We start from the raw sequence: 24396 nt of genomic DNA, 5'->3' as shown, positions 1-24396 counted from the left end.
GGTATGTTTGTTTATCAGTTTAAAAATATCGAAATTTAATTTTACAACTTCAGAAATGTATGTTTAGTTTTCTAAGTGATATATGGGAGTATTTGCCTTTGGTTGTTACCGGTGTTTATTTTTTAACAGTGGTCGTGATTGCTGTCGTTATTGTTCATGAAAATAGAAACCCCGTAAAGACAATTAGTTGGGTATTGGTCTTGGTTTTACTTCCTATTGCAGGCATTATTTTTTACTTATTTTTTGGTCAGGAATACCGGAAACGCAAGATGTTTTCAAGGAAGGGTTTGAAAAACCTTGAAAGGCTTCGTAAACTTACCCAGGAACAATTAAACCGGTTGCCACAAAACGAATTAAACCTAAATGAAGCACTTCTGGATAAGCATCATTTAATGAAATTGTTGCTTTCAAGCTCCAATGCTTTGCTAACCAACAATAATGAGGTCACTATTTTAAAAAATGGGAGAGAGGCATTCCCTGCAATTTTCAGGGCACTGGAAGAGGCGAAACATCATATTCATCTCGAATACTATATTGTTGAAGATGATCAATTAGGCAGACAGTTGCATGATATATTATTTCGAAAAGCAAAACAAGGGGTTGAGGTTCGGTTTATTTATGACGATGTAGGTAGCTGGCAATTACCCAGAAAGTATATCCGCTCGTTACGAAGTGTGGGAGTGAAAATTGATTGCTTTATGAAGGTGCGTTTTCCAATGCTTACCTCCAGAGCCAATTACAGGAATCACCGAAAGATTGTTGTAGTTGATGGTACGGTTGCTTTTACCGGAGGTTTGAATATTGCTGATCGTTATTTGAATGGAACAAAAAGATTGCTTCACTGGCGAGATACACATGTGATGTTAAAGGGCAGTGCTGCAACTTCTCTGCAGGTTATTTTTATGGCTGACTGGTTTTTTGTTTCCAAAGAGGTTTTGCAGGGAAGCAAATACTTTAAAAATCTGGAGCAGGGAGGTGGAAAGTTGGTGCAAATGGTTTCCAGTGGTCCTGATTCTGATTGGGAAAGCATTGGACAAGCATATTTCTCAGCAATTGCCAGTGCAAAGGAAAGGGTTTACATTAATACACCATACCTGATACCTACTGCCGAAATTATTTTTGCAATGAAAACAGCAGCTTTGGGGGGAATCGATATTCGCATTTTGCTACCGACCAAATCAGATGCCATTACGCCTAAGTGGAGCACCGACTCTTACGTGGAAGAACTACTGGAGGCAGGTGTGAAAATCTATTTCTATAAGAATGGGTTCAATCATGGAAAATTTATGATTGTGGATGGTGTGTTTTCATCGGTAGGAACTGCCAATTTTGACTTTAGAAGCCTGGAAACAAACTTTGAAGTAAATGCGATGATTTATGATGAAGAAACAGCTTCTATTCTGGAAAGTCAATTTCTTGATGATCTGGAAAGTAGCGAGGAAGTTGTATTGGAAGAATGGAGGCATCGCCATTGGCTCCGAAAAACCAAAGAATCGTTTGCCCGTTTGTTAAGCCCAATGCTTTAGATTTAGCTTTTTTATCCACCCTTTCATAATCCCAACGGGATGAATATTATAGCACTGGGTGAAGTGAAACGAAATTCAGGGTAGGAATGATGAGTAGGCTATTCCCGCTTGAGCGTACTCATATTCGTTTCTACATCGACAAAAAATGAATGCTAGTTCGAGATGAAAACCAAGTGGCTAAGGCTATTGTATAAAATTTCATACTCCTCTTCAAAAAAGTGATCAGAGCAGAACAATGAATCAAATATTTGCGTACAATTGCAATGAAAATTATCCTTGAAAGCAAGCATGTAAGATGCTGTATTTGAGTGGGTAGTAAAAAGAAATGCAATGTTGAAAATATCATTTAGTCGCTGAGAAACAGACTATGCAATCCACATTAATCCTACTGGATTCGTTGACGCAATGGAAACCCTACTACGAAACGGAAACCATTACGACAGCTGCAGAATACCTGCAGAGCGGAAATATAAGTAAAAAACCATACCTGGTCATTAATCTATGTGACAAACTAAATTATCATTCGGAAGGCTATTATTGCTCGCTGTTAGCTCAGGCGCGAGGGGACAAGGTGCTACCTGATGTGGATGTGCTCAACCGAATTGAAAGTGGCGCAATCACCCGGATGGAAGAAAATCTGCAGAAGATTTGCTATCGCTGGATTCAATCCCATAATCAACCAGAACAGGAATCATTTTCATTGGATGTCTATTTTGGCACTTGTGAAGTTCCTGAAATGGCGAAGGTTGCCAGGTTTATCTTTGAGCAATTGCCTTGTCCCATGCTGCGGGTAACATTTGCTAATCGACAAAAAAATCAGATTGACAGCTTGTCCATTCTCAGCCTGAATGAGTTGTCGGATGAACAACAGGATTTGTTTGCTCAGGCGCTTGACAATTTCAGCAAGAAAGTGTGGAGACAACCACGTTCTCATAAAGTTGGACGTTTTGACTTAGCTATTCTTTATGATCCGGAGGAAAAATTACCGCCTAGTAACCGGGGAGCTTTGAATAAATTTATCGCGCAAGCAAAAAAGATGAATATCAATGCTGAATTGGTGACTGAAGATGATACTACCCGTCTGCTGGAATTTGATGCACTTTTTATTCGCCAAACCACATCACTAAATCACATTACGTACGCATTAGCGCAAAAAGCTCGTGCTGCTGATATGGTGGTAATTGATGATCCGGTCTCAATAATTCGATGCACCAATAAGGTTTACCTGAAAGAATTACTCGACCGTGAAGGAATACCTACCCCTAAATCGAAATTGCTGTTTAAGCAAAAACCATCGAGCTTTAAGGAGGTAGCTGATGAGTTGGGAAGTCCTATTGTTTTAAAAGTTCCTGATGGATCATTTTCGGTGGGGGTGATAAAGGTTAATAATGAACAAGAATACCTGGAAGCGATTGAATCACTTTCAAAAAGTTCATCTATATTTTTAGCACAGGAATTTCTGCCAACTTCTTACGATTGGCGTATTGGCGTGATTAATGGGGAGGCACTTTATGCTTGCAAGTATTTTATGGCTCGCGGGCACTGGCAAATCTATAATCACCAGGATAACGGCAAACCTAAATCTGGATCATTTGAGACAGTGCCGTTGAGCAAGGTCCCGAAACACGTGGTTCGAAATGCAGTTCGTGCTGCTTCTTTAATTGGGAAAGGACTTTATGGGGTTGATGTAAAAGAGATCGATGGGCGGTCGGTAATTATTGAAGTGAATGACAATCCTTCTATTGATCAGGGAGTGGAAGATGCTATTTTGGGTGACGAATTGTACCGGCTTATTCTTCGTGAATTTGCCGATCGATTGGAACAAAAAAGACGTTAGAAAATGACAGACTATCCAATTCATCAAGCCCAAGTTTCCGATTTAAAAGAATTGGTGCTTTTGGAACAATTGGCTTTTGAACAGGAAAGCTTTTCTCGTCGTCAGATGCGGTATCTTTTAACGAAAGCACAATCCGACTATGTAATCATTCGAGTGGAAGGACAGCTTGCCGCATCACTTATTCTCCTTAAAAAGAAAAATAGTAGCTATTTGCGTATCTATTCGTTGCTGGTGTCACCTGAATATAGAGGAGTGGGCCTTGCCAAAAAATTACTGGATTATGCAGAAAGGCAAGCTGCGGTTTATGAGAAGAATGCCCTTTCGTTGGAAGTGAGTGATAGCAATACCGCAGCGGTCACCCTTTACCTAAAATGGGGATTCCAAACCGTTGCTGAAAAACCCAAGTATTATAAAGATGGCAGTACAGGACTTGTGATGAGAAAGATATTTTAATTTGGGTTTGTAGGTTTTAGTAAACTACATTTGACGGTCACGACATGTCGTGACCATTCCCGTTTACTTTTTATGTAACCCTATTTTAGGACGACTCACTAAAAACAAAGATATGAAGCTAAAATTTTCCTGCGCAGGAAATTATATTTTTCTGCGCAGAAGTTTCCAATTATCTGCGCAGCCGTTTGAAGTTCTCTGCGCAGGAAATTTTTAGCCTGTAGCTTATTAATCTATTTCTTTATTATTCAGTATTTTGTATGAATTAAAATGGAAGTTTTTCCAAATCTACATTTCCACCACTGAGGATGATACCCACTTTTTTGCCTTTCACATCGACTTTATTTTCGAGAATAGCCGCTAGTGGAACAGCGGATGACGGCTCAATAATAATTTTCATTCGTTCCCAAACCATGCGCATTGCCCGAACAATTCCTCTTTCAGATACGGTGACAATCTCATCGGTTTTGCGCTGAATAATACGGAAATTGATTTCCCCAACTGATGTTAATAAACCATCAGCAATGGTTTTTGGGTTTATTGAAGGGATTAGTTTTTTAGCATGGAAGGAGCGATAAGCATCGTCTGCACCTTCGGGCTCAGCAGCGATTACCGTTGCTCCCGGGTTGAGGTATTTTGCGGTGATTGAAGTTCCACTGAGTAATCCGCCACCACCTATTGGAGACAGAATAATATCAAAAGCACCGATATCTTCAATTAGTTCTTTGGCGGCTGTTCCTTGCCCGCAAATAACCTGAACATTATTATAGGGGTGGATTTCAGTGGCACCCGTTTTTGCAGCCACTTCTGCTAATGTGCTCTCTCTGGCTTCCAAAGTAGGCTTGCAAAAAGTGATTTGTGCATCATATCCTGCAACTGCTTTTTTCTTTATTTCAGGCGCATTTTCCGGCATCACAATGTATGCAGGAATACCTCGCATACGAGCAGCAAGTGCTAAGGCTGCTGCATGGTTTCCTGAAGAATGGGTGCAAACCCCTTTTTGTGCCTGTTCTTTCGTTAGTGAAAAAACAGCATTGCAAGCACCCCGAAATTTGAAAGCTCCCACTTTTTGGAAGTTTTCGCATTTGAAAAAAAGTTCTCCACCTGTAATTTCATTGATTGCCGATGAAGTTAAAACCGGTGTTCGGTGTATCATTGGAGCAATCAGTTCATGTGCATTTACAATAGCTGGATATTCCGGAAGATTCATAGTCGGAAAATTTTCAAAGTTTTTTTAAAAGGTCTTCTTCAACAGTAAAATCATTTCGGTAGATCGATTGAGCCGAGAGCGTTTTCATTTTCTTCAATCCATAAATCCACATGAAAACAACAAAAGGAATGAATATTAGAAGAACGAAGGGATGTCCCATCATCAAAATAAAATCATAGACTCCGTGCAACAAGATTGGAAATAAAAGTGCTGCGCGGATCAATCGTTTTTTTCGCTCGGGATAAAATTTAGCCAAGCCAACAAAATAGCCCATTGTTACTCCAAAGAGGAAATGAGCGGGGACTGCAGTAATCGCGCGAGTAAAGCCCACCTGCATTCCATAATCAAAGACATACATCACATTTTCAACGGCAGCAAATCCTAAAGAAACATAGACGGCATACACGATTCCATCAAATTTCTCATTGAATTCGGGGCTTTTCCATATCAACAGGTACAAAAAGACAAATTTGAAAAACTCTTCGGTAAGTGCAGCAACAACAAATGAGTGCAAGAATACTTGCATGGTTCCACTAAAAAGCGGTAGAAACTCCATGAAAAATTCTTCGACCAACAAAATAGGAATGACTGAAAATGCACCAAACAACAAAGCTGTAAAAAGCATTTTGAAAGGCTCCTTTTCATATTTGTCGCGAAACCAGATATATGCCAGCAGGATAACAACAGGAGCAAAAGCCAGAACGATTAAGTTTGGTGTCATAGCCGTTAATTATATTTCAGCAATCAGGTTTTTCATGATTAGAGTCATCTTAGGCTCCGATTTCATGGCAACTTCCTGCACCTCTTCATGCGAGATTTCCACAATTTCACCAGGTACACCACTGTCTGTAATGATAGAGATTCCAAAGACTTTCATATTCATGTGGCGGGCAACAATCACTTCGGGAACGGTAGACATCCCAACTACATCTCCACCTAAAATACGGAACATCTTGTATTCGGCCGGAGTTTCAAAAGTTGGGCCCTGAACACCAACATAAACACCCTCGTTGACATCAATATTATTTTTTAAGGCAATCATTCGGGCTTTATTGCGCAGTTCTTTCGAATAGGCCTGACTCATATCCGGAAATCGCGGTCCAAGTTCGCTTAAGTTTTTGCCATGAAGCGGATGTTCGGGAAACATGTTAATATGATCAGTGATGATCATTAGATCGCCAATTTTATAGACCGGATTTAACCCTCCGGTAGCATTAGAAACCAATAGGTTGTTAACACCCAGCTTTTTCAATACGCGAACAGGAAAGGTAACTTCTTGCATACTATAGCCCTCATAGTAATGAAAACGCCCTTGCATAGCCAGCACTTTTTTCCCACCTAATATTCCGTAGATTAGTTGACCGTGATGTCCGTCAACAGTTGTTATAGGGAAATTCGGAATGTCTTCGTAATGAATTGTCTTTTCTATCTCAATTTCATTCACCAACCCTCCAAGACCGGATCCCAAAATAATTCCTACTTCAGCTTGTCCTTTTATTTGTTCGTTTATGAAGTTCGCGGTTGCTTCGATTGTCTTTAACATAGCCTACTATTTTTTTTTCAAAACTTTTTCCCTCATGATCGAGGAATTTTATTTTAAGTGGAATATAAAACAAATTTTCTTGAACTTCAGGAGGCAGATTGTCTCCATCTCTCAGTCTCATGGCATCTTTTTCAGTGGTAATGATAATCGGTTTCTGCTCCTGATGTTTGTTGAAAGTGCTGGTGATGAGTTGCCAGTCTTTTGGTTTAAACTGATGATGATCACCAAATATAAGTTCGTCAACAAGCTTAACTTTTGTTCCTAAATATTTTTGAAATTGCTCCGGATTCGCAATGCCAGATAATAGAATGGCGGATTGACGTTTTTGATCCAGATCCGGAATATTCGTTGCCATTTCCGGGAAAACAGGTAACGGTGTTCCGTATTCCATTCGTGTAAAATACAGGGATTGATACGGGCGAAGGTTTACATCTTTCATGATGATTCTTCGGGTAATAGGGGTGATTTCATCAGGGCATTTGGTGTAAATAATAACGTTGGCCCTTCTTCGTTGATACTTTCTTTCGCGCAATCGACCCAAAGGAAGAAGATGATCTTCATTAATAGGGCGATTATAATCTATCAGCAAAATATTGATTCCGGGATTTACTCTTCGGTGTTGATAGGCGTCATCAAGTAAAATTACATCTGGCGAATTTTCTTCATCCTTCAATAATTTATTGATGCCGTGTACGCGGTTCTCGTCAACAGCAACAGTAACTTCCGGATATTTTTGTTTTACCTGTAAAGCTTCGTCTCCAACTTCGCGGGCAGTCGAGGAGGTTTCAACTAGTTGGAAGCCTTTTGTTTTTCGCTTATATCCACGACTTAAGGTGGCAACTTTTGCATGTTTTTTCAGCAATGCAACTAAAAATTCGGTATGCGGAGTTTTACCTGTTCCCCCAACTGTGATATTGCCTATTGAAATCACCGGTATTTCAAACTCAGTTGATTTGAAAATTTTGTAATCGTAGAAGTTATTTCGAATATAAACGACTACACCGTAAATGATTGAGAGAGGATATAAAAGGAGCTTTAACATATAATTTGTTTGGAGTACGAAGTTAACCAATTTAAGTTCAAAAAAAGAAGCTGTACTTCATTACAGCTTCAATATATTCGTTGCAAAATAACTTTGCATTTTTAGATTTAATTCTAGTTGATACTAACCTCGTATGGCATTCTTGCCAAGACTCCGCGTGTGTCTTTAATATTTTTCAGTTGCTCGTAAATTCGGTAGTCGGAGCCAAGTTCTTTTTCAAGAATCCACATTCTGGCAGTACCAGACAGTTCTTTTATGAATTCCTGAAATGGATCTTTAATTTCTGGTAGTTTTATTGTTCTGTATTCACTAATGCCTGCCATTTGAGCCGCAAGTTTGATAGCATCATCAACTCCTCCATAAAGATCAACCAATCCGTTTTCCATTGCATTTTCTGCAGACCAAACACGCCCTTCTCCAATGTTTTCAAAACCATCTTTTGTTAGGTTTCTTCCCTCTACAACACGTCCAACAAAAGTGTCATATCCACGTTCAATGAAATTTTGAAGCAAGCTCTTTTCAAAATCATTCATCGGCCGATTGAGCGATAGAATATCAGAATGCTCATTCGTGTTCACAACATCATAAGTAATCCCAAGTTTATCGTTTAATAATTCTCCTGCATTTGGAATCACCCCAAAAATACCAATCGATCCGGTAATGGTTGTTCGGTCAGCAATTATGGTGTCAGCAGCAGCAGCGATATAATAACCACCCGATGCAGCCACATCACCCATCGAGGCGACTAATGGTTTTGTTTCTGCGGCAAGTTTCACTTCGCGCCAGATAACTTCAGATCCATATGCGCTTCCTCCCGGAGAGTTGATTCGCAACACGATGGCTTTAACTGCACTATCTTGCCTTGCTTTTCGGATAGTTCTAGATAATTTGTCTGATTGAATACTGTTTAGGTCGGCACCTCCCATGTCGATATCGCCACTGGCATAAATCACCGCAATTTTTTCGCGAACGAAGCCTTTGCTACTGGTAGCCGGAACTCTGGAGTATTTGGCAATGTCAATTGCCGGGATATCTTTGTCTTTGCTTATTCCAACCTTTTCTTTTAATTCATCAATAACCTGATCTTTGTACTTAACTGTATCTATCAAGCCTTTTGTCATTAAAAATTCTGCTTCCTGAAAGGTAGTGACTCCATCAGCGAGATCATTTAATTCGTCGATGCTTAAACCACGCGATTTTGAAATATCAAGCAACACTTGGTTCCAGATACTTCCAACATAGGTTTCAGTCTGCAAACGATTCTCTGGACTCATCTTTTCAAGGATGTAAGGTTCAACAGCTGCTTTGAACTTACCATGTCGTATTACCTGCATTTCAACTCCAATTTTCTCAAGCGCATTTTTAAAAAATGTTCGTTGGGCACTCAATCCTTTTAATTCAACCATTCCTTTTGGGTTGAGAATAATTTTATCAGCTACCGAAACCAGGTAGTAGGATTTTTGGGAAAGTGCTTCTCCGTAAGCATAAACAAACTTGCCGGATTCTTTGAAATCTATAATAGCATTCCGAATTTCTTCAATTGTTGCAAGCCCTGCCGTAATCACAGAGGGATTCAGGTAAATACCCTTTATTTTATTATCTGTTTTTGCTTTTTTAATTGAGGACAATATGTCATCCAGCCCAAGTTCTTTGCTTGAACGAAAGCCCGGCATGTCCAGTTCGCTGAATGGGCTTTTACTCGAACGCTCGACAATCTTACTGTCAAGGCGGATAATTAGCATAGAGTTGTTGGCAACCTCAACGGGTTGTTCTGACATCGATAATATTGCAGAAAATATAATGATACTGAATATAGTAATCAGAAAGCTGGCAAGGATTACTCCTACAATAGTAGCCAGGGTGAACTTCAAAAATTCCTTCATAATAGTGATTTATTCTATGTTGTTTGTAGTTTTGCTGTTGTAAAAGTATGAGTACGAATTTACAGAATTAGTTACAATTATAGTTACAAGATGGCAAAGCTTTTTTTATTGCTGGGGGGAAATTTGGGAAACAAAGAGAAAATCTTTGCAACGGCACGACAAATGCTTGAAACAGAACTTGGAAAGATATTGCAAATATCTGCTGTTTATGAAACCGAACCTTGGGGGTTTGAATCGGATGATTTGTTTTGGAACCAAGTGATTGTTATTGAAACAGAATTCAGCCCCACTGAAGTACTTGTTAAAACTAAGTCAATTGAGAAGGAGCTTGGAAGGCAACGAAAGGCTGAACGCTATGTTTCACGTTTGATAGATATTGATTTGCTTTTTTATGATGACATGGTTCTTCATTCAACAGATTTAGAGATTCCTCATCCACGAATGATAGATCGCAGGTTCGTTCTAATTCCATTAAACGATATTGCGCCAACACTTATTCATCCTATATTTAAACAGAATATAAGCGAGCTCCTAGAAAACTGCACCGATCTATTGGAAGTAAAAAAGTTAAGTAACTAATTCAACAAGTAAGTGAAATCAAAACTTACTTCGAGTCAACTTTTGGGCCAAAGGCCAAATCACCAGCATCACCTAATCCGGGGACAATGTATGATTTTACAGTCATTTCTTCGTCAATAGCACCAACCCAAAGCGTAACATTTTTAGCTTTGATTTTGTCCTGAACATACTCAACCCCTTTTCTGCTTGCGATAATGGCAACTAAATGCACATGATCAGGTTCACCTTTCTTTAGTAGTGCTTGATATCCAATTTCCATGGAGGCCCCTGAAGCAAGCATAGGATCGGATAAAATTGCGACTTTATCGTTTAAGTCTGGCGATGCCAAATATTCAAATTCAATGTGAAATTCACCTTTATCGTCGTATTTGCGGTATGCAGATATAAATGCATTTTCAGCCTGATCAAATATATTAAGTAAGCCTTGTTGTAAGGGTAAGCCTGCTCTTAAAATAGTCGCCAAAACTGGCTGTTGCTTTAGCTTAGGAACTTTCGCAATTCCTAAGGGCGTTTGAACGTCGTTAGTTTTGTAATCTAATTTTTTGCTGATCTCATAAGCAAAAATCTCTCCCAGTCGCTGAAGATTTCTTCTAAAACGTAACGGATCTTTTTGGATTTCCTCATCACGGATTTCAGCAATGTATTGATTAAAAATAGAATGGTTCTCGCTAAGGTTGTAAAGTCGCATGTCAAAAATTTTGCCGAAAATAATGATTTTTTACTTTCTATTGGGTATTAACTAAAGATAAAATCTCCATCTGCTGATTGAATTTTCCCTTCGGTTTTTTTGGGAGAAAAGCTACTGTAAATTTTGTGGTCGATCTTTTTGTGATAAACAAAAGGGTGTTTCACTGATTTTATTACTTCGGATAGGTTAGAATCCAATACAGTCATCATTTCTACTTTTTCTTTAACAGCGATGGTGCAGAGTTGGTTGGCAACAAATGGTAAAATTGAGTTTTCTCCAAAAAATAATAATGTTTTTAAATGTCCATCGCGAATTGAATAAATCAGAAACCCAGCGAACCGATCTTCTTTAAATACTTTTAAAGTAATATATTTGAATGCACTTGCATAGGAGGAAAATGGATAATTTTTGATATATCTTTTATCATTTGTAGAAAGCCAAGGGTATTTCAAAATCCATTTCAATGATTTCACTCCGCGGCGAAAGAATAACTTTTTCTTGGATGATTTAACGAGGTCAAAACATTCCGGATCCGGACTTTCTAATAATTCTGCTGAATATGAATCTGCTGCGTCCGGTTTATAGATTTTAGATTTGGCGGATGCCCATTTAAAAATAAAAAAGTCGACAATCGGGAGTAAAAACGCGATGGTTTTATATCGGTCTTTTAAAATTTTGCTTGTTTTGGTAAATAAGTAAAATCGTTCGCCATCAGCTTGGTAAAATGAGTGAAACTGTTTTGTTTTTATAATTAACTGTTCCGCAGCTGGTGAGTAATTCGAGAGCATTAATCGTCCATTCCAATCATTAATGGCTTCGTCTAGCAATTGTTGTGAAATTCCTTGTCTTCTGTAATCCGGATGAACCCAATTGCCACTCAGCCAGGCAAATGGTTCTTTTTCTCCATTTAAGCGATCAGCCAATAGGCTTCTAAAAGCCAATAACTTTGTTCCTTTCGCTAGAAAATACAATACAAAATCGTTGGGTTTGGCAGTTGGGTTTCTCAAATACGACGCTGCTCTTTTTGGTGTTATTGGCTTCGTGTCCAGTTGGATGTATTCTTCACTTCGAATAAATTCATCCAATTCGTGTAAGGCTACTTTTCTAACTTTCATCTTCGTGTAATATGTCTGTTAAAAATCTTCTTCAGCCGATAAGCGAGGAACTCGCTTTTGAGTCTCTTTTGTGCGTTCAAATTTGCAGGCGCATCCATTGGCACACGCTGGAAGTGGCGCCTAATGGTTTCCTTTTTTAGTCCTGCAGTGCCAAAACTGATATCACAAAGTTTCTCTTTCTGCATGGTTTCAAACACTGAATCCGGAACGCCCCAATCACTAAATGGAAAGGCAAATGCCTTAATTTTAGGAGATAAGTTCTCATTTAACCAATTCATGCTATCCCGAATTTCATCGATCTGACGTATTTCATCCAGTAACCAAAATTCCGGATGATCCCAGCTATGAGCACCAATTGTAAATCCGTCGTCTTGTAATGACTTTATTTGCTCTAAGGTCATATAGGGTTTTTCTTTCTGCAGATAATCTTCCCAGTCAATTCCTACGTCCGCTGCCATTTCATCGAGCGAAATGATGTCAGCATAGGTTTTTTGGACCTCAATATTCAGGTTCTTACGTTGAAAGAAATCTATTAGAATGGAGGCTTTGTATCGATGGAATAGGTCGTTATTGTCAACAAAAGCGGGACTTACAAAAAAGGAAGCTTGTATTCCTTTCTCTTTTAGAATTGGAGCAACAATGTCATAACAGCTTCGAAGTCCGTCGTCAAATGATAAGTGAAAACTATTTTTCAGGCCCTTGTCGAATAATAGATCTTCCAGCCCAACCGGATTGAAATTTTTTAGGAGAAAATCCAGATCAGCTTTAAAACGATTGATGCTTGGATATTCATAGTTAAAACGGAACGGAAGATTCTGATTATCGCTTACCGTATGATAAAATGGAAGAAAAACCGGAAACCTTTTTCCTCTTTTTAAAGCTCGAAATGGGAGCGGAGAGGCTAACGTCGAGATGATATTTTCTTTGATTTTAGTCATCTTTTTAGCCATTTAATCCATGCTGGCAGCGTGTTCCAATGAAGTTGATGATATGTTTCGGGAGTGGCAGCAAAGCCTTCATAGAACCGTGCAATTCCAGGAATGACAGAGCCTTCAAAGTCGATGATGAACTCCGAATTTGCATTTTCTTTAATGAACTCATCAAGTAGATAATACATGGCATTCAGCTCACGTCCTTCGTTGTTAGATGCTGCGCATAAATAGGTCACTCGTCTTTTATACCTTAAGAAGAGAACTGCTGCGCATAACGTGTTTCTATTTGAATAGACCCCATAAATTTGCCCCATGCTTCTGGTGATTGCAAAAGCAAGGATGTTGCGAAGACGGAGAAAATCGTTATTTGCAATTTTTGTTTTTAGATTTTCTTTTTTGAATTGAAGAAATTCTTCGGCAGAAATTCCACGAATGAGGTTTAGTTTATTTTTTCTTGCTTTTTTAAGGTTCCGGAGGGTATGGTTGCTGTAGGATTTTTCAAGTTCATTGTAGCTTTTATCCAGTGCCAATAAATAATTTTTCCTGGGGGTGAAAGTTCCGTCAATATCGACTGGAAGGTTCATTGCATTCAGGTTGATTTCAGCAAAATTGAAGAGTGTTTGTGCTTCTTTCAAAAATAGATACAGAATTTCTTTTGTTGGAGTTGGAAACACCCCTAATTGCTGGCAAAAAAGTGGTTGGGTGAGATAACTGATGCCCATCTTGGTTTTGAATGTTAAAGGCAATACGTATTGGTAATCTCCAAAAACCAACGCATCCCAGGAGTCGCATACCTTGTCGAGATACCATGATTGCGCATAAACGACTGCATTCGGGGAATTGGCAATACAGGCATCCCATTTGTCGGCATCCAGATCATTAAAAGATATGTACTTAATTTGATTTGCTCTCATTCTTGAGTTTTAATGCTAGGATTGTAATCTCTTCAAATACCGTTCTCCAACCAGTCCATTTTCCCTGATCACTTAAGCTTTCGTTGTGCCATAAACTTATAAAAGTTCCACCATATTTTTTTACTTCCAGCATTATTTTGGTGATATTGTCTTTGGCTTCTTCAGGAGTCCATCCCAGGTAATCGTTCAGCGTGACGTCCATGGTTTGAAACGGATAAATCTTAAGGTCTGTTTTTTCCTCTTTCTTTAAATCATAAAACAAAAATGGAGTTGCAGTTCCAGCCCGAAATCCAATTTGTTCTGAATATCCCATTGTGTAGTCGTTGCTTATGCCTGCAGCTATCAATCTTCGATAGGTTGTAGGAAGTACGAGTCTTAAGAAATGTTGTCGACTCGAATCTACTTTTTGCTCAATAATCTTTTCAAGAGTTGCTATTTCCCGTTCAATACGTTTTGTTTTCTTAACCGATCCATAGGACGGATGCACTCCCACGGGAAAGGTGTCGGCAAGCTTTTTTATAAGTTTTCTAAAATTTTCGTTGGATGGAGAAACATTTCGATCGTACTTTCCTGGCCTCCCTGCCAATATAAAGAATCGGATTCTATCAGGCATGTCTCCATATTTTTCAAATATCAGATCATAAGTTTCGTATGGATCAGGTTTGGTATTTGAAATTACTTGAAATCGTTCTTTTATTTGACTGAAATTTCCTGAAAGTATTGCTTTTATGCATGCACCACACGTTCGACCAAAACTTTTGTTTTTATAAGCCCAGGCATTGTCAATGTCGATAGTCGTTAAAAAATCGAAAGTTGGCTTTTTGTAAGTGAACTCAGGGAAGTGTTCTTTAACTTTTTCGGCAAAAATCAATGCCCACTGGTTCACCACTGGTTTTTGCAATAACTTGTTTCGACTTAAGATACTATATCTAGAGGGATATCTTCTATGCTTTTCAAATTCACGTTCCAGGTACTCCTCATATCTCGATACCAGGTAGAACGAAGCTGCAAATGGATCAAATGGGAGGGCGGAGTTTTTTGAAGTCTTAAAAAAGAAAAGTTCGTCGTTATAATCAACCGGGGCCAGATTTTGAAATTTTAGTTTCTTCTCAAATAAAAGTGGGTGAGGTTTTATCCGGACAGAGGAATTTAATTTGTGGTTGGAATAATTGAGCTTTGGATCGCCCGCGGCTTCAAATTCTTCGCGACTGGTTGTTAGTGCAAAAGGCACATGAAGAATATCTCCAAGAAGGTACTCGAAAATATATGAAATCCGGCTATTTATGTCCTCCGTATATACGACAAGCATGGTTTTTTATTAAATCAGTCCTTCATCTGCAAAGCTAAGATACTGATCATGCGCGATAATTATATGATCCAGAACAGAAATTTCCATCACCCGAGCCGCTTCTTTGATCTTTTTGGTGATTTTCAAATCTGCTTCACTCGGTTTTAGGTTTCCTGAGGGATGATTATGACAAAGAATTATGGAGCTTGCTAACTTATCAAGTGCAGTGCGCAGGATGATTTTTACATCGATCACAGTTCCGGTGAGTCCACCCTGACTGACCATGAACTGATCGATTACCGTATTTGAGCGGTTGAGTAAGAGGATCCAGAATTCTTCATGGCTTAGATCTTCTAATAAAGGTTGGAAGAATTGTGCCGCATGTAAACTTTCAGTGATGATAGATTTGATTGACTTTTGAGTCTCCTTTCTGCGCCTTCCCAATTCCAGAGCAGCAAGAATATTTACGGCCTTTGCTTCTCCTATTCCGTTAAATTTTAGAAGGTAGGATGCGTCTTTTTTGCTAAGAACTGATAGGTCATTCTTAATGGTTGATAAAATTCTTCTGGATAGTTCGACTGCCGATTCAGATGCATTGCCGGAACCGATTAGTATGGCTAATAGTTCAGCATCTGATAACGCACGGGTTCCTTTTTTAAGTAGTTTTTCACGAGGGCGATCTTCAACTGCCCATTGTTTGATACTTAGTTTTTTATACATAAGAGGTGGTTTTACAAAACTAAGGTATGGAAATAGAGGCGATAAGTCAAATTGAGCTGGAAATTAAAGCACAAAAAAAGCCTTTCATCAATCGATGAAAGGCTCTTTAAATATCTTGGTTGTTTTTTTACAACTTGCTAATGTGAGCAGCTAATTTTGATTTTAAGTTAGCAGCCTTATTCTTGTGGATGACATTTTTCTTTGCCAGCCTATCAATCATAGATGCAACTTTTGGATAATCAGCTGTAGCAGCTTCTTTGTCAGTAGCAGCACGAAGTTTTTTCAGTGCATTACGCATAGTTTTTGCGTAATATTTATTACCTACACTTTTTTTCTCGTCTTGTCTGATTCTTTTTTTCGCCGATTGATGATGTGCCATTTCTTAATTCCTAAGATAAAATAAATATTAGTAGCCCGTAGGGGATTCGAACCCCTGCTACCAGGATGAAAACCTGGCGTCCTAACCCCTAGACGAACGGGCCAACATTTCATTCCCTGAATTTGGGACTGCAAAAATAAATCAAATTTTGTAGCAACCAAATTTTTTGTCAGGATTTTTTCAGAAATCGGATGAATCTTCGTTAAGAATCTCTCTTTTTGATTTCAGCGATGCAAAGAAATACAAGTTTTTGATATTTTCAAACAAAAAAATGAAAAATTTACTTCCATTCAACAATCGTTCCCCGATCTTTATCAAGTAAATGGTTTGGCATGGAGGCAACTATCTCTTTCCAAAGCAATTCTATTAATTTATTTTTTGCGAAGTGACGAGAGTATACAAGGCTAACTTCACGCAACGGAGTTACATCTGAAAAATGTCGAACGTGCTTAATTCTGCTTTCCGCCATTTCAACGGCTGCAAGTTCTGGTATGAGCGTTATTCCACCTTCTTTGTCAATAATGTTCATCAAAGTTTCTAATGACCCAGCTTCAAAGTGGAACGGCAATTCTTCATTAGAGGCACCTTTAAAGGAACAGAGGTTGATAACCTGGTGACGGAAACAATGCCCATCGCTTAACAACCAAATTTCCGGGGTGGCAATATCCATTACGTTTACACTTTGTTTATCATGCAGAGGATGTTTATCATGTGCATAAAGCATCATCTCTTCGTAAAAAATAGGCTTTTCATTGATTCGTTCTTCACGAAGCGGTGTAACTAGAATTCCCACATCCAGTAAATCACGGTTCAAATCATTGACAATGTTTTCAGTTGTCAATTCTTCAACTTTAATCATGATATTTGGATATTTACGCTTGTAATTTCCAATGAAAAGTGGAAGCAGGTAAGGGGCTAATGTTGGAATAATTCCAATTTTAAGTTCCCCTGATATGAGGTTCTTATGATCTTTAATGATACTGTTTATTTTCTCAGTCTCAGTCAAAACCGATCGGGCTTGTTCAATAATTCTTTTGCCAACGTCGGTTGGTATGAGCGGTTGCTTACTACGGTCAAAAATTATTATTTCGAGATCTTCTTCCAGCTTCTTAATTTGCATACTTAAAGTAGGCTGGGTAATGAAACAGTGCTCTGCTGCACGGCCAAAATGACGAAACGTATCAACAGCAACGATGTATTCCAATTGGGTGATTGTGATCATAAGTCAGATTTTTGAGTCAATAAATATAGACAAAATCTATCAGTCGAAAAGAAACTTATAAGAAAAGTTGTTGTCTTTGCCATTCGAATAAACTAACAGCCAATGCATGAGAGATATTCATAGATTTACATTTTCCTGTCATCGGGATATGTACGGATAGTGAACACTTTTCCAAAATTTCCACTGGAAGTCCAAACTTTTCGCTGCCTAATAAAAATGCAATTTTTTGCGGAAGCTTTGTTTGATAGATATTTTTTGATCCTGTACTGGTCTCAATGGCAACTAGTTGAAATTCTGGCGCTAGGTTTTTAATAAACTCATCAAAAGAACAAAAAATAACCTCGATGTTCTTATAGCTCAATCCGGCTGTCTTTTTGATGGCAGATTCCCTTTTGGGGTTCTCTTCATCCAAAATAAAAACTTGACTAGCACCCACATTGTCAGCAATACGCATCAAGCTTCCAATATTTCCGGGATTATTGGTTTTCCAGGCAGCCACCAGTGGTTTCTCGGGAAGATCGGGGTAATCCTCAGATTGAAAAAAAGATACTGAATTTGTTTCCATTCGGATATTTATTAATTTTCTTTGATGTTTGAAATTACGAAAGAACAGTTTTAAATGCATTTATCTATGAGATTGAGTACCGTTTTTTTTCATTTTTTATTGGCCATCGTGTTAATTTCCTGTGGAAAATCTGAAAAAGAGAAGGCTGCAGATAAGATTCAGCTTGCCGAAACTTTATATGCAAAAGGAGATACCAGTGTCGCTTTGCAGCAGCTTGATTCTGTAAAGATGCTTTATAAAGGTGCAATTCAATCGATTGTGGCAGCTGATCAGTTTAAAAAGAAAATCTATGCAGATGTTCTCTACAGGAAGCAAGATGAAATGGATAGTTTGCAATTAAAATTGACAGACTTGAAGTCGAAATTTGTCACTGAAAAAACGGAATTTGACAGATATACTCAATACATTCATAAAAGCCAGGAATTTAAGAGAAGATGGAATAAATCCTTTTTGCAGATTCATTTGGACGAACGCGGTGACTTGTATCTTTCCAGTAATTACTATGGAGAGCAATGGTTGGAACATACAGGAATCCGTGTTTATGATGGGGATATTCAAGCAAAAACTGAGAAAGTTCCATTGGACAATGTACTTAATCATCGAAGTGATTTCCTGAAAATAAAATGGGAAAAAGTGTCTTATCGGGATGGAGCCGACAATGGAGTGATTGAATTTATCGCAGAACATGCCGACCGCAACCTGAAAGCTGTTTTTCTGGGGAAGCGTTACTATTACATTATTCTGGAAGAATATGACAAGCAGGCCGTGAAAGATGCGCTTGCTCTTTCAAAAGCTCTTAAGTTCGAAGCAAAACTTAAGAAGGAAATAGATAGTCTACAATCCCGTATTGGGTAGATTATATAATATTTTCAATCAGTTCCGGTGGTTGAGCGATCACTGCTTTTTCATGATTTACCACAATTGGACGTTTTAGAAGTTTAGGATTTTCTGATAGAATAGAAATCCATTCTTCTGCGCTTAATTCTTTCCCTTTGAATTCTTTTTTATAAAGTTCCTCTTGGGTGCGAATCAGTTCTGTCACTTGCAGCCCGGTTGTTGCAATTATTTCTTTGATTTCGCTGGTGGTTATTCCTTCTTTTATGTAATTTTTAATTTCAACGTTATAACCATTTTCCTCCAGGAAGGAAAGTCCTGCCCGGCTTTTTGAGCATCGTGGATTGTGATATATTTTCATTGTAGTCTGGTGTTTGTTTTTTATGTATTGATAATAATCTTCCTGTGCGCGGAATCGCTCATTCAGTTCCTGACGATTGTATTGATTAGACAGCTCATTATCCAAAATTCTGGATTTACTATTGTCTTTCAACTGAATTTTGAGCATTTGCTTCAGTTCGTTTTTTAAATCGTAGTCGTAAATTGGGCAAGCTACTTCAATTCTTCTATTCAGGTTTCTGGGCATCCAGTCGGCAGACGCAATGAAAATCCGCTCATCGCCGCCGTTTCCAAATAGAAAGATACGCGAGTGTTCCAAATATTTATCGACGATACTTACCGCTTCTATATTTTCACTCACACTATTCAATTGAGTGAGCATACCGAATATACCCCGGACAATCAACTTTATTTTCACACCAGCCTGAGCAGCCTCATACAGCTTATCCATCATGAAGGGATCAATCAGGCTGTTCATCTTAAGAATCATGTAAGCTCTTCGTCCTGATCGGGCAATATCAATTTCATTATTGATCATGTCAACAAAGAAATCGCGCATAAAAAACGGACTAACAATAAGATGCTTGTATTCGTGTGTGCGATAGGTTTGTTTGAAGAATCCAAAAAGTCTGGCTACTTCATCTGCAATGTTTGGATCGGCTGTTAACAGTCCGTCATCGGCGTAAACTCGCGCAGTGCCTTCATGGAAATTACCAGTTCCCACGTATGCATAATTTCGTATACCGTTCTTTTCTTTCCGCTTTATCCATGTAAGTTTACTATGGACCTTTAACCCGGGAATGCCATTAATTACCTGAGCTCCTTCTTCCTGCAATTTATTCGACCAGAATATGTTTGCTTCTTCATCGAAACGGGCCTGCAGTTCAATAACAACAGTGACTTTCTTTCCATTTCGGATGGCATTCAACAATGCATTAACAACTCTTGAATTATTCGCTACACGGTAAATAGTAATTCCAATTTCCTGTACTTTTGGATCAATTGCGGCTTCTCTTAGTAAATCAATGTAGTGGCTAAAATTTTGATACGGATAGTGAAGCATGATGTCTCGATGCCTCAGTTTTTTCAAAATGCTCTCTTGTGGTTTTAAGTCTTTGTGGCGTACTGGTGTCAGCCTTTTGTAATAATGTTGTGGTTCCCCAATCTCCGGGAAATTCATAAAATCTTTATGATTATGATAGCGACCTCCCGGAACCAGGTTGTCGGGTCCCAATTTCATTTTTTTGATGATGAACTTCAATAAATCATCAGGAATGTCTCTATCGTGAATTAACCGGACAGGAGTTCCAACTTTCCTTTTCTTTAGGCTGGCCTCCATCTTTTCGATGAAACTTTTTGAAATATCATCATCTATATCAAGCTCTGCATCTCGTGTTATTTTGATGGTATAAGCTTCATAGGTGTCATAATTAAAAAGAGGGAAGATATCCGGGAAACAATAACGGATTACATCATCTAACAGAATGACAAACTTTTTTCCGTTTTTTTCAGGTAATACAACAAATCTGGATAGAGAAAGTCCCGGGATTCGAACTAATGCATAAGCAAATTTTTCTGGCTTATTTTGTCTGCTGAGTTTAACCGCCAAATAGACTGACCGATCCCTGAGATAGGGAAATTTAATATTTTTCCCCAGCATGATGGGAACCAAATTTGGAAGTACTTTCTCGTGGAAATATCGTTTTACAGAGATGCCTTGTTCGTCGGTTAATTCTTTTTCATCAATAATGTAGATGTTTTCTTTAGCCATTTCCTGAGTGAGGCCGCGAAAAATTTCCTGTGATTTTTGTTGGTGTTGTAGAACAATCTCAAGAATTTTATCCAGTAATTCCTCCGGGCTATAATTTCCCAGCTGGGTTTCGTCATCCCCAAAATCGACCATCCTCCTTACTGAAGCAACTCGCACCCTGAAGAACTCATCCAGGTTGTTGGAGAAAATACCAATAAAACGAAGTCGCTCAAAGAGTGGAACACTGGGGTCTTCAGCTTCCTGAAGTACCCTTTCGTTGAATGAAAGCCAACTAATTTCCCGGTTGATATATCGTATGATTTTCTTCATGTATTCATTTTAAGAAAGGCAATATTTATGAAAATGTTTATGGCGGTCACATTAAATTTTTACAAGAGCAACACCCATTTCAAAGAATGATTCCAGTTTGACTTGTTTCTGAAACTGGTAAAATGGAATTGGTTCAATAGGGGCTTCTGAGTCATTTTCCAACAAGCAAAGTTCCCACCATCCAACCGAGTGCCATTTTCCGAGCTTGTAGCCAATATAATGATATTCGGCGCATTTTTCAAATCCCATAGATTCATGGAATCCAATGCTGGCCGGATTTGGAATAGTAATTCCGGCAAGCAGGTTTACAAAGCCTTGTTCTTTCAAAATGGCAAAAAGACTCGTGTAGAGAGCTTTCGCAATGTTGTTTCTTTGATATTGTGAATCGATATAAACGGACACTTCCTTGTTCCGTCGATATGCTGATCGGATTCGATGTGCTGATGCATATGCATAGCCCAAAATTTTACCTTCTAATTCGCAAACCAGACAAGGACAATCATTCATTATTGAAGAAAGTCTTTGCTCAAATTCAGTTATTGTCGGTACGTCTTCTTCAAAAGTGACTGCAGAATTCAAGATAAAAGGCTCGTAGATTTTAAGGATCGCTAGGGCATCACTTAAAGTTGCGACTCGTATTTGTACCTTTTTATTCACTGCTGAATTCCATTAAATATGCTTTAATAAAACCATCAATTTCACCATCAAGAACAGCTTGTACATTTCCGGTTTCGTAGCTCGTTCTAACATCTTTAACCATTTTGTAAGGCTGCAATACATATGACCGAATTTGCGATCCCCACTCGATCTTTTTCTTTTGCGACTCGATCTGCATCTCTGCATCCCTGCGTTTTCGCAGCTCAAGTTCGTAAAGCTGTGATTTTAGCAAACGCAAAGCATTTTCTTTGTTGCCTAATTGTGACCGACTTTCTGTATTTTCAATGATGATTCCACTTGGTTCGTGTCGAAGGCGCACTCCGGTTTCAACTTTATTTACATTTTGCCCACCGGCACCTCCAGAGCGGAACGTATCCCAACTAATATCAGAAGGATTAATTTCTATTTCAATAGAATCGTCAACAAGTGGTGCAACAAACACAGAGGTAAAGGAGGTCATCCTTTTGTTTTGTGCGTTAAAAGGTGATAGACGAACTAGTCGGTGCACTCCATTTTCACTTTTCAGGTATCCGTAAGCATATTCACCTTCAAATTCGATGGTGCAGTTTTTTATGCCGACTTCATCTCCTGCATGAAATTCAGAAACTTTTACTTTATAACCTTCTTTTTCTCCCCAGCGAAGGTACATGCGCATAAGCATATCAGCCCAGTCATTACTTTCAGTCCCTCCGGCACCAGCATTAATTCGAAGTATAGCACCTAGCTTGTCTTCCTCTTTTCGGAGCATGTTTCGGGCTTCCAATTCCTCAATATCACTTAAGGCGAGAGTATATTGCTCTTCAACTTCGGTTTCACTCGCTTCTTCTGCTTCGTAAAACTCAAAGAGTACCGATAAATCTTCAACTGCCTGATTCACTTTAGAGAAGCCATCCGTCCATGTTTTAATGGAACGAATTTTTTTCATCTGCTCTTCTGCTTCCTTGGGATTATTCCAAAATTCCGGATCTTGGGTTTTTAGTTCTTCTTCTTGTAGTTCTAGTAATTTCGCATCGTAGTCAAAGATGCCTCCTCAGCGCATCCCGGCGCTCAGCAAGCTGTCTTAGCTGCTCCTTTTGAATCATAATTGATCTTTTTGATTGAAGAGCAAAAGTAGGAAATTGAGGCCGATTATTCAATATAGAATACAAACAAAAACAGGCTAACATTTGCCAGCCTGTTTCTTGAAAATTAACTTTCTATTCACCCCATGTGACTTCTCGAGTGATCATTGATTTACACTGTAAATTCATATCTGTTTTTGTGGCCTCGTATAAGTAGGCCTCAAATAAAATAGTGTATGTTGTTCCTGCTTCCGGAGTAACACCTGACGCCCATCCATAGGTGTCTTTATCAATCTTAAATTCAGTTGCTTCTCCACTAATGCCATTGCTGATAAATACTGTCTGGTCATTTTCATCTGTCATGCTGAATACATAAATGTCAACATCAGTGTCTTCTTCCCATTCAATATCGATTTGCTCCTCAGTAGTATTGTATTCTAAGGTTACATATACCGGAGGATAAATAATATCATCTGTAAGGTTGTCTAAAAATGCGATATCTTCATTTCCTTCCACAACACCAGCAAAATTATATTCGCCAGTTTGGGGTGATTCTGTTCCGAAGTTAGCAGAAGAAGTCTCGTAGTAAAAATTGTTTTGATATACTTTCATCGATAAATCATACGATACATCTACACTTTCAGCAGGAGAGGCCGAAACGCTCTGGAAGTTTTTATTCGAAAATGCATGAAGAGCCAATCCATACAATGTATCTTGCTCGGTCGATTTTGTAATTATAAACGCATCTCCAAAAGCTGTTGTAGCTTGCTCCGACGACTCACAAGAAATTAGTGATATTAAAAATAGTCCAAGTACAATTTGTGAAACTGTTTTCATAGTGTTGTTATAAAATTAGAAATTAACATTGTTTATGTGGTAGATGGTTTTTTATGAAAATGGTTGCGAATACAATAATTTTTTTTGGTTTTTGTTATTATAAAACTAACGAAATTTAGGTTTGATTATTCTATAACGTATTAGGGAATTGTAACTTTGTAAAAAAACTACCACATGAAAAAATCTTCTGCAGCCTTAGCCAAATTTTCTGAATTTAATTGTTCTCAGTCTGTTTTTTCCACATTTGCCAGCGAAATGGGATTGAATGAAGCAGCCAGTTTAAAAATTGCCAGCGGTTTTGGAGGAGGAATGGGATGTGCAGAAACCTGTGGTGCAGTTACGGGTGCATATATGGTGATAGGAATGAAGCATGGACATGCCGAAAGTGATGCAGAAGCAAAAGCGTATACAAAATCACAGATTCTAAGGTTTAATGAACTATTCAAAGCTAAAAACGGGAGCTTGGTTTGTAAAGAGTTATTAGGCGTTGATATTTCAAATCCGCAGGAGTCCGAGTTTGCACGTGAAAATGATCTTTTCAATAAAGTGTGCAACAAGTTAATCGAATCTTCCTGTGATATTTTAGAAGAAGAATTTTAAAGGACCTGTTACTCCAATAAAAAGAGGCCGTCTCAAAACAAGTTTTTGGGACGGTTTTTTTTTTCTTTCTCATTTGGTTTTTTCCTGGTTCTATT

The 24396-nt window shown here is 38.5% G+C and carries 24 protein-coding genes and 1 tRNA gene; 6 read left to right on the top strand and 19 right to left on the bottom strand.

All coding sequences use genetic code 11. From position 1 onward, the window contains the following. Positions 1-59: 59 nt before the first annotated feature. From cls to ACUNWD_RS16070, 3 genes are all read left to right on the top strand, one after another. The gene (cls, locus tag ACUNWD_RS16080) at positions 60-1526 is read left to right on the top strand and encodes a cardiolipin synthase (RefSeq protein ID WP_445588861.1); all 1467 of its coding nucleotides are present in this window, start codon (positions 60-62) and stop codon (positions 1524-1526) included. 367 nt (positions 1527-1893) lie between these two features. Next, a complete protein-coding gene (locus tag ACUNWD_RS16075; RefSeq protein WP_445588860.1) occupies positions 1894-3363 on the top strand; it encodes a RimK family protein in 1470 nt (489 codons plus the stop codon). A gap of 3 nt (positions 3364-3366) precedes the next feature. Then, complete coding sequence (locus ACUNWD_RS16070) at positions 3367-3816, top strand: GNAT family N-acetyltransferase (protein ID WP_445588859.1); 450 nt, start codon at positions 3367-3369, stop codon at positions 3814-3816. Positions 3817-4078: 262 nt separating this feature from the next. Here the strand turns inward: ACUNWD_RS16070 and ACUNWD_RS16065 are convergent, their stop codons facing one another. The 5 genes from ACUNWD_RS16065 to sppA form a co-directional block, all read right to left on the bottom strand. Beyond that, positions 4079-5023, bottom strand: a complete 945-nt coding sequence (locus tag ACUNWD_RS16065; RefSeq protein ID WP_445588858.1) for a pyridoxal-phosphate dependent enzyme — start codon at positions 5021-5023, stop codon at positions 4079-4081. A gap of 13 nt (positions 5024-5036) precedes the next feature. Beyond that, the gene (locus ACUNWD_RS16060; protein WP_445588857.1) at positions 5037-5744 is read right to left on the bottom strand and encodes a PrsW family glutamic-type intramembrane protease; all 708 of its coding nucleotides are present in this window, start codon (positions 5742-5744) and stop codon (positions 5037-5039) included. A gap of 9 nt (positions 5745-5753) precedes the next feature. Further along, complete coding sequence (locus ACUNWD_RS16055) at positions 5754-6566, bottom strand: purine-nucleoside phosphorylase (protein WP_445588856.1); 813 nt, start codon at positions 6564-6566, stop codon at positions 5754-5756. After that, positions 6505-7608: a tetraacyldisaccharide 4'-kinase gene (lpxK, locus tag ACUNWD_RS16050; protein ID WP_445588855.1), complete on the bottom strand. Its 1104-nt coding sequence runs from the start codon at positions 7606-7608 to the stop codon at positions 6505-6507. The genes ACUNWD_RS16055 and lpxK overlap by 62 nt, the downstream gene beginning before the upstream one ends. Before the next feature lie 113 nt (positions 7609-7721). Continuing rightward, the gene (gene sppA / locus ACUNWD_RS16045) at positions 7722-9491 is read right to left on the bottom strand and encodes a signal peptide peptidase SppA (RefSeq protein WP_445588854.1); all 1770 of its coding nucleotides are present in this window, start codon (positions 9489-9491) and stop codon (positions 7722-7724) included. A 90-nt stretch (positions 9492-9581) separates the two neighbouring features. On the opposite strand from sppA, the gene folK reads away from it, so the two are divergent. Continuing rightward, positions 9582-10070, top strand: coding sequence for a 2-amino-4-hydroxy-6-hydroxymethyldihydropteridine diphosphokinase (folK, locus tag ACUNWD_RS16040; protein WP_445588853.1), 489 nt, complete (start codon positions 9582-9584; stop codon positions 10068-10070). 25 nt (positions 10071-10095) lie between these two features. On the opposite strand, the gene upp is transcribed toward folK, so the two are convergent. The 10 genes from upp to ACUNWD_RS15990 form a co-directional block, all read right to left on the bottom strand. Then, positions 10096-10758, bottom strand: a complete 663-nt coding sequence (upp, locus tag ACUNWD_RS16035; protein ID WP_445588852.1) for a uracil phosphoribosyltransferase — start codon at positions 10756-10758, stop codon at positions 10096-10098. 47 nt (positions 10759-10805) lie between these two features. After that, positions 10806-11873 (bottom strand): GNAT family N-acetyltransferase, encoded by a 1068-nt coding sequence (locus ACUNWD_RS16030; RefSeq protein ID WP_445588851.1) that lies wholly within the window; start codon positions 11871-11873, stop codon positions 10806-10808. Continuing rightward, positions 11870-12811, bottom strand: coding sequence for a polysaccharide deacetylase family protein (locus ACUNWD_RS16025; RefSeq protein ID WP_445588850.1), 942 nt, complete (start codon positions 12809-12811; stop codon positions 11870-11872). The genes ACUNWD_RS16030 and ACUNWD_RS16025 overlap by 4 nt, the downstream gene beginning before the upstream one ends. Continuing rightward, complete coding sequence (locus tag ACUNWD_RS16020) at positions 12808-13719, bottom strand: hypothetical protein (RefSeq protein WP_445588849.1); 912 nt, start codon at positions 13717-13719, stop codon at positions 12808-12810. The genes ACUNWD_RS16025 and ACUNWD_RS16020 overlap by 4 nt, the downstream gene beginning before the upstream one ends. Further along, entirely contained in the window at positions 13700-15028 is a 1329-nt protein-coding gene (locus ACUNWD_RS16015; RefSeq protein WP_445588848.1) for a polysaccharide deacetylase family protein, read from the bottom strand. Before ACUNWD_RS16015 ends, ACUNWD_RS16020 begins: the two co-directional genes overlap by 20 nt. A gap of 9 nt (positions 15029-15037) precedes the next feature. After that, positions 15038-15727, bottom strand: coding sequence for a RadC family protein (gene radC, locus ACUNWD_RS16010; RefSeq protein ID WP_445588847.1), 690 nt, complete (start codon positions 15725-15727; stop codon positions 15038-15040). Positions 15728-15854: 127 nt separating this feature from the next. Further along, positions 15855-16106: a 30S ribosomal protein S20 gene (gene rpsT / locus ACUNWD_RS16005; protein ID WP_445588846.1), complete on the bottom strand. Its 252-nt coding sequence runs from the start codon at positions 16104-16106 to the stop codon at positions 15855-15857. A gap of 31 nt (positions 16107-16137) precedes the next feature. After that, positions 16138-16209, bottom strand: a tRNA-Glu gene (locus ACUNWD_RS16000). 177 nt (positions 16210-16386) lie between these two features. Next, positions 16387-17328, bottom strand: coding sequence for a LysR substrate-binding domain-containing protein (locus ACUNWD_RS15995; RefSeq protein ID WP_445588845.1), 942 nt, complete (start codon positions 17326-17328; stop codon positions 16387-16389). Between the two features lie 55 nt (positions 17329-17383). Then, positions 17384-17893, bottom strand: a complete 510-nt coding sequence (locus ACUNWD_RS15990) for a TrmH family RNA methyltransferase (protein ID WP_445588844.1) — start codon at positions 17891-17893, stop codon at positions 17384-17386. A 66-nt stretch (positions 17894-17959) separates the two neighbouring features. On the opposite strand from ACUNWD_RS15990, the gene ACUNWD_RS15985 reads away from it, so the two are divergent. After that, complete coding sequence (locus ACUNWD_RS15985) at positions 17960-18748, top strand: hypothetical protein (protein ID WP_445588843.1); 789 nt, start codon at positions 17960-17962, stop codon at positions 18746-18748. A gap of 1 nt (position 18749) precedes the next feature. Here ACUNWD_RS15985 and ppk1 read toward each other — a convergent pair whose 3' ends face one another. From ppk1 to ACUNWD_RS15965, 4 genes are all read right to left on the bottom strand, one after another. Next, a complete protein-coding gene (ppk1, locus tag ACUNWD_RS15980; protein ID WP_445588842.1) occupies positions 18750-21146 on the bottom strand; it encodes a polyphosphate kinase 1 in 2397 nt (798 codons plus the stop codon). A gap of 51 nt (positions 21147-21197) precedes the next feature. Then, the gene (locus ACUNWD_RS15975) at positions 21198-21803 is read right to left on the bottom strand and encodes a GNAT family N-acetyltransferase (RefSeq protein ID WP_445588841.1); all 606 of its coding nucleotides are present in this window, start codon (positions 21801-21803) and stop codon (positions 21198-21200) included. Then, a protein-coding gene (gene prfB / locus ACUNWD_RS15970) for a peptide chain release factor 2 (RefSeq protein ID WP_445588840.1) occupies positions 21796-22885 on the bottom strand; the annotation gives its coding sequence in 2 pieces (ribosomal slippage) (positions 21796-22821 and positions 22823-22885; 1089 coding nt in all). The genes ACUNWD_RS15975 and prfB overlap by 8 nt, the downstream gene beginning before the upstream one ends. Positions 22886-22999: 114 nt before the next feature. Next, positions 23000-23701, bottom strand: a complete 702-nt coding sequence (locus ACUNWD_RS15965; protein ID WP_445588839.1) for a hypothetical protein — start codon at positions 23699-23701, stop codon at positions 23000-23002. A gap of 174 nt (positions 23702-23875) precedes the next feature. On the opposite strand from ACUNWD_RS15965, the gene ACUNWD_RS15960 reads away from it, so the two are divergent. Beyond that, positions 23876-24301, top strand: a complete 426-nt coding sequence (locus ACUNWD_RS15960; RefSeq protein WP_445588838.1) for a C-GCAxxG-C-C family protein — start codon at positions 23876-23878, stop codon at positions 24299-24301. Positions 24302-24396 lie beyond the last annotated feature (95 nt).

This window comes from Sunxiuqinia sp. A32 (assembly GCF_052690465.1).
The sequence above is the reverse complement of the archived record's forward strand: the minus strand, read 5'-3'. Positions and strand labels throughout refer to the sequence as shown.

Excerpts from the sequence above, each read along its gene's own strand:
- ACUNWD_RS15960 (WP_445588838.1), top strand. The coding sequence starts at position 23,876 with ATGAAAAAATCTTCTGCAGCCTTAGCCAAATTTTCTGAATTTAATTGT.
- ACUNWD_RS15995 (WP_445588845.1), bottom strand. The coding sequence starts at position 17,328 with ATGATCACAATCACCCAATTGGAATACATCGTTGCTGTTGATACGTTT.
- folK (WP_445588853.1), top strand. The coding sequence starts at position 9,582 with ATGGCAAAGCTTTTTTTATTGCTGGGGGGAAATTTGGGAAACAAAGAG.
- upp (WP_445588852.1), bottom strand. The coding sequence starts at position 10,758 with ATGCGACTTTACAACCTTAGCGAGAACCATTCTATTTTTAATCAATAC.
- ppk1 (WP_445588842.1), bottom strand. The coding sequence starts at position 21,146 with ATGAAGAAAATCATACGATATATCAACCGGGAAATTAGTTGGCTTTCA.
- sppA (WP_445588854.1), bottom strand. The coding sequence starts at position 9,491 with ATGAAGGAATTTTTGAAGTTCACCCTGGCTACTATTGTAGGAGTAATC.
- radC (WP_445588847.1), bottom strand. The coding sequence starts at position 15,727 with ATGTATAAAAAACTAAGTATCAAACAATGGGCAGTTGAAGATCGCCCT.
- cls (WP_445588861.1), top strand. The coding sequence starts at position 60 with ATGTTTAGTTTTCTAAGTGATATATGGGAGTATTTGCCTTTGGTTGTT.
- ACUNWD_RS16030 (WP_445588851.1), bottom strand. The coding sequence starts at position 11,873 with ATGAAAGTTAGAAAAGTAGCCTTACACGAATTGGATGAATTTATTCGA.
- ACUNWD_RS15990 (WP_445588844.1), bottom strand. The coding sequence starts at position 17,893 with ATGGAAACAAATTCAGTATCTTTTTTTCAATCTGAGGATTACCCCGAT.
- ACUNWD_RS16020 (WP_445588849.1), bottom strand. The coding sequence starts at position 13,719 with ATGAGAGCAAATCAAATTAAGTACATATCTTTTAATGATCTGGATGCC.
- ACUNWD_RS15985 (WP_445588843.1), top strand. The coding sequence starts at position 17,960 with ATGAGATTGAGTACCGTTTTTTTTCATTTTTTATTGGCCATCGTGTTA.
- ACUNWD_RS16070 (WP_445588859.1), top strand. The coding sequence starts at position 3,367 with ATGACAGACTATCCAATTCATCAAGCCCAAGTTTCCGATTTAAAAGAA.
- rpsT (WP_445588846.1), bottom strand. The coding sequence starts at position 16,106 with ATGGCACATCATCAATCGGCGAAAAAAAGAATCAGACAAGACGAGAAA.
- ACUNWD_RS16060 (WP_445588857.1), bottom strand. The coding sequence starts at position 5,744 with ATGACACCAAACTTAATCGTTCTGGCTTTTGCTCCTGTTGTTATCCTG.
- ACUNWD_RS16025 (WP_445588850.1), bottom strand. The coding sequence starts at position 12,811 with ATGACTAAAATCAAAGAAAATATCATCTCGACGTTAGCCTCTCCGCTC.
- ACUNWD_RS15965 (WP_445588839.1), bottom strand. The coding sequence starts at position 23,701 with ATGAAAACAGTTTCACAAATTGTACTTGGACTATTTTTAATATCACTA.
- ACUNWD_RS16065 (WP_445588858.1), bottom strand. The coding sequence starts at position 5,023 with ATGAATCTTCCGGAATATCCAGCTATTGTAAATGCACATGAACTGATT.
- lpxK (WP_445588855.1), bottom strand. The coding sequence starts at position 7,608 with ATGTTAAAGCTCCTTTTATATCCTCTCTCAATCATTTACGGTGTAGTC.
- ACUNWD_RS16015 (WP_445588848.1), bottom strand. The coding sequence starts at position 15,028 with ATGCTTGTCGTATATACGGAGGACATAAATAGCCGGATTTCATATATT.
- ACUNWD_RS16055 (WP_445588856.1), bottom strand. The coding sequence starts at position 6,566 with ATGTTAAAGACAATCGAAGCAACCGCGAACTTCATAAACGAACAAATA.
- ACUNWD_RS16075 (WP_445588860.1), top strand. The coding sequence starts at position 1,894 with ATGCAATCCACATTAATCCTACTGGATTCGTTGACGCAATGGAAACCC.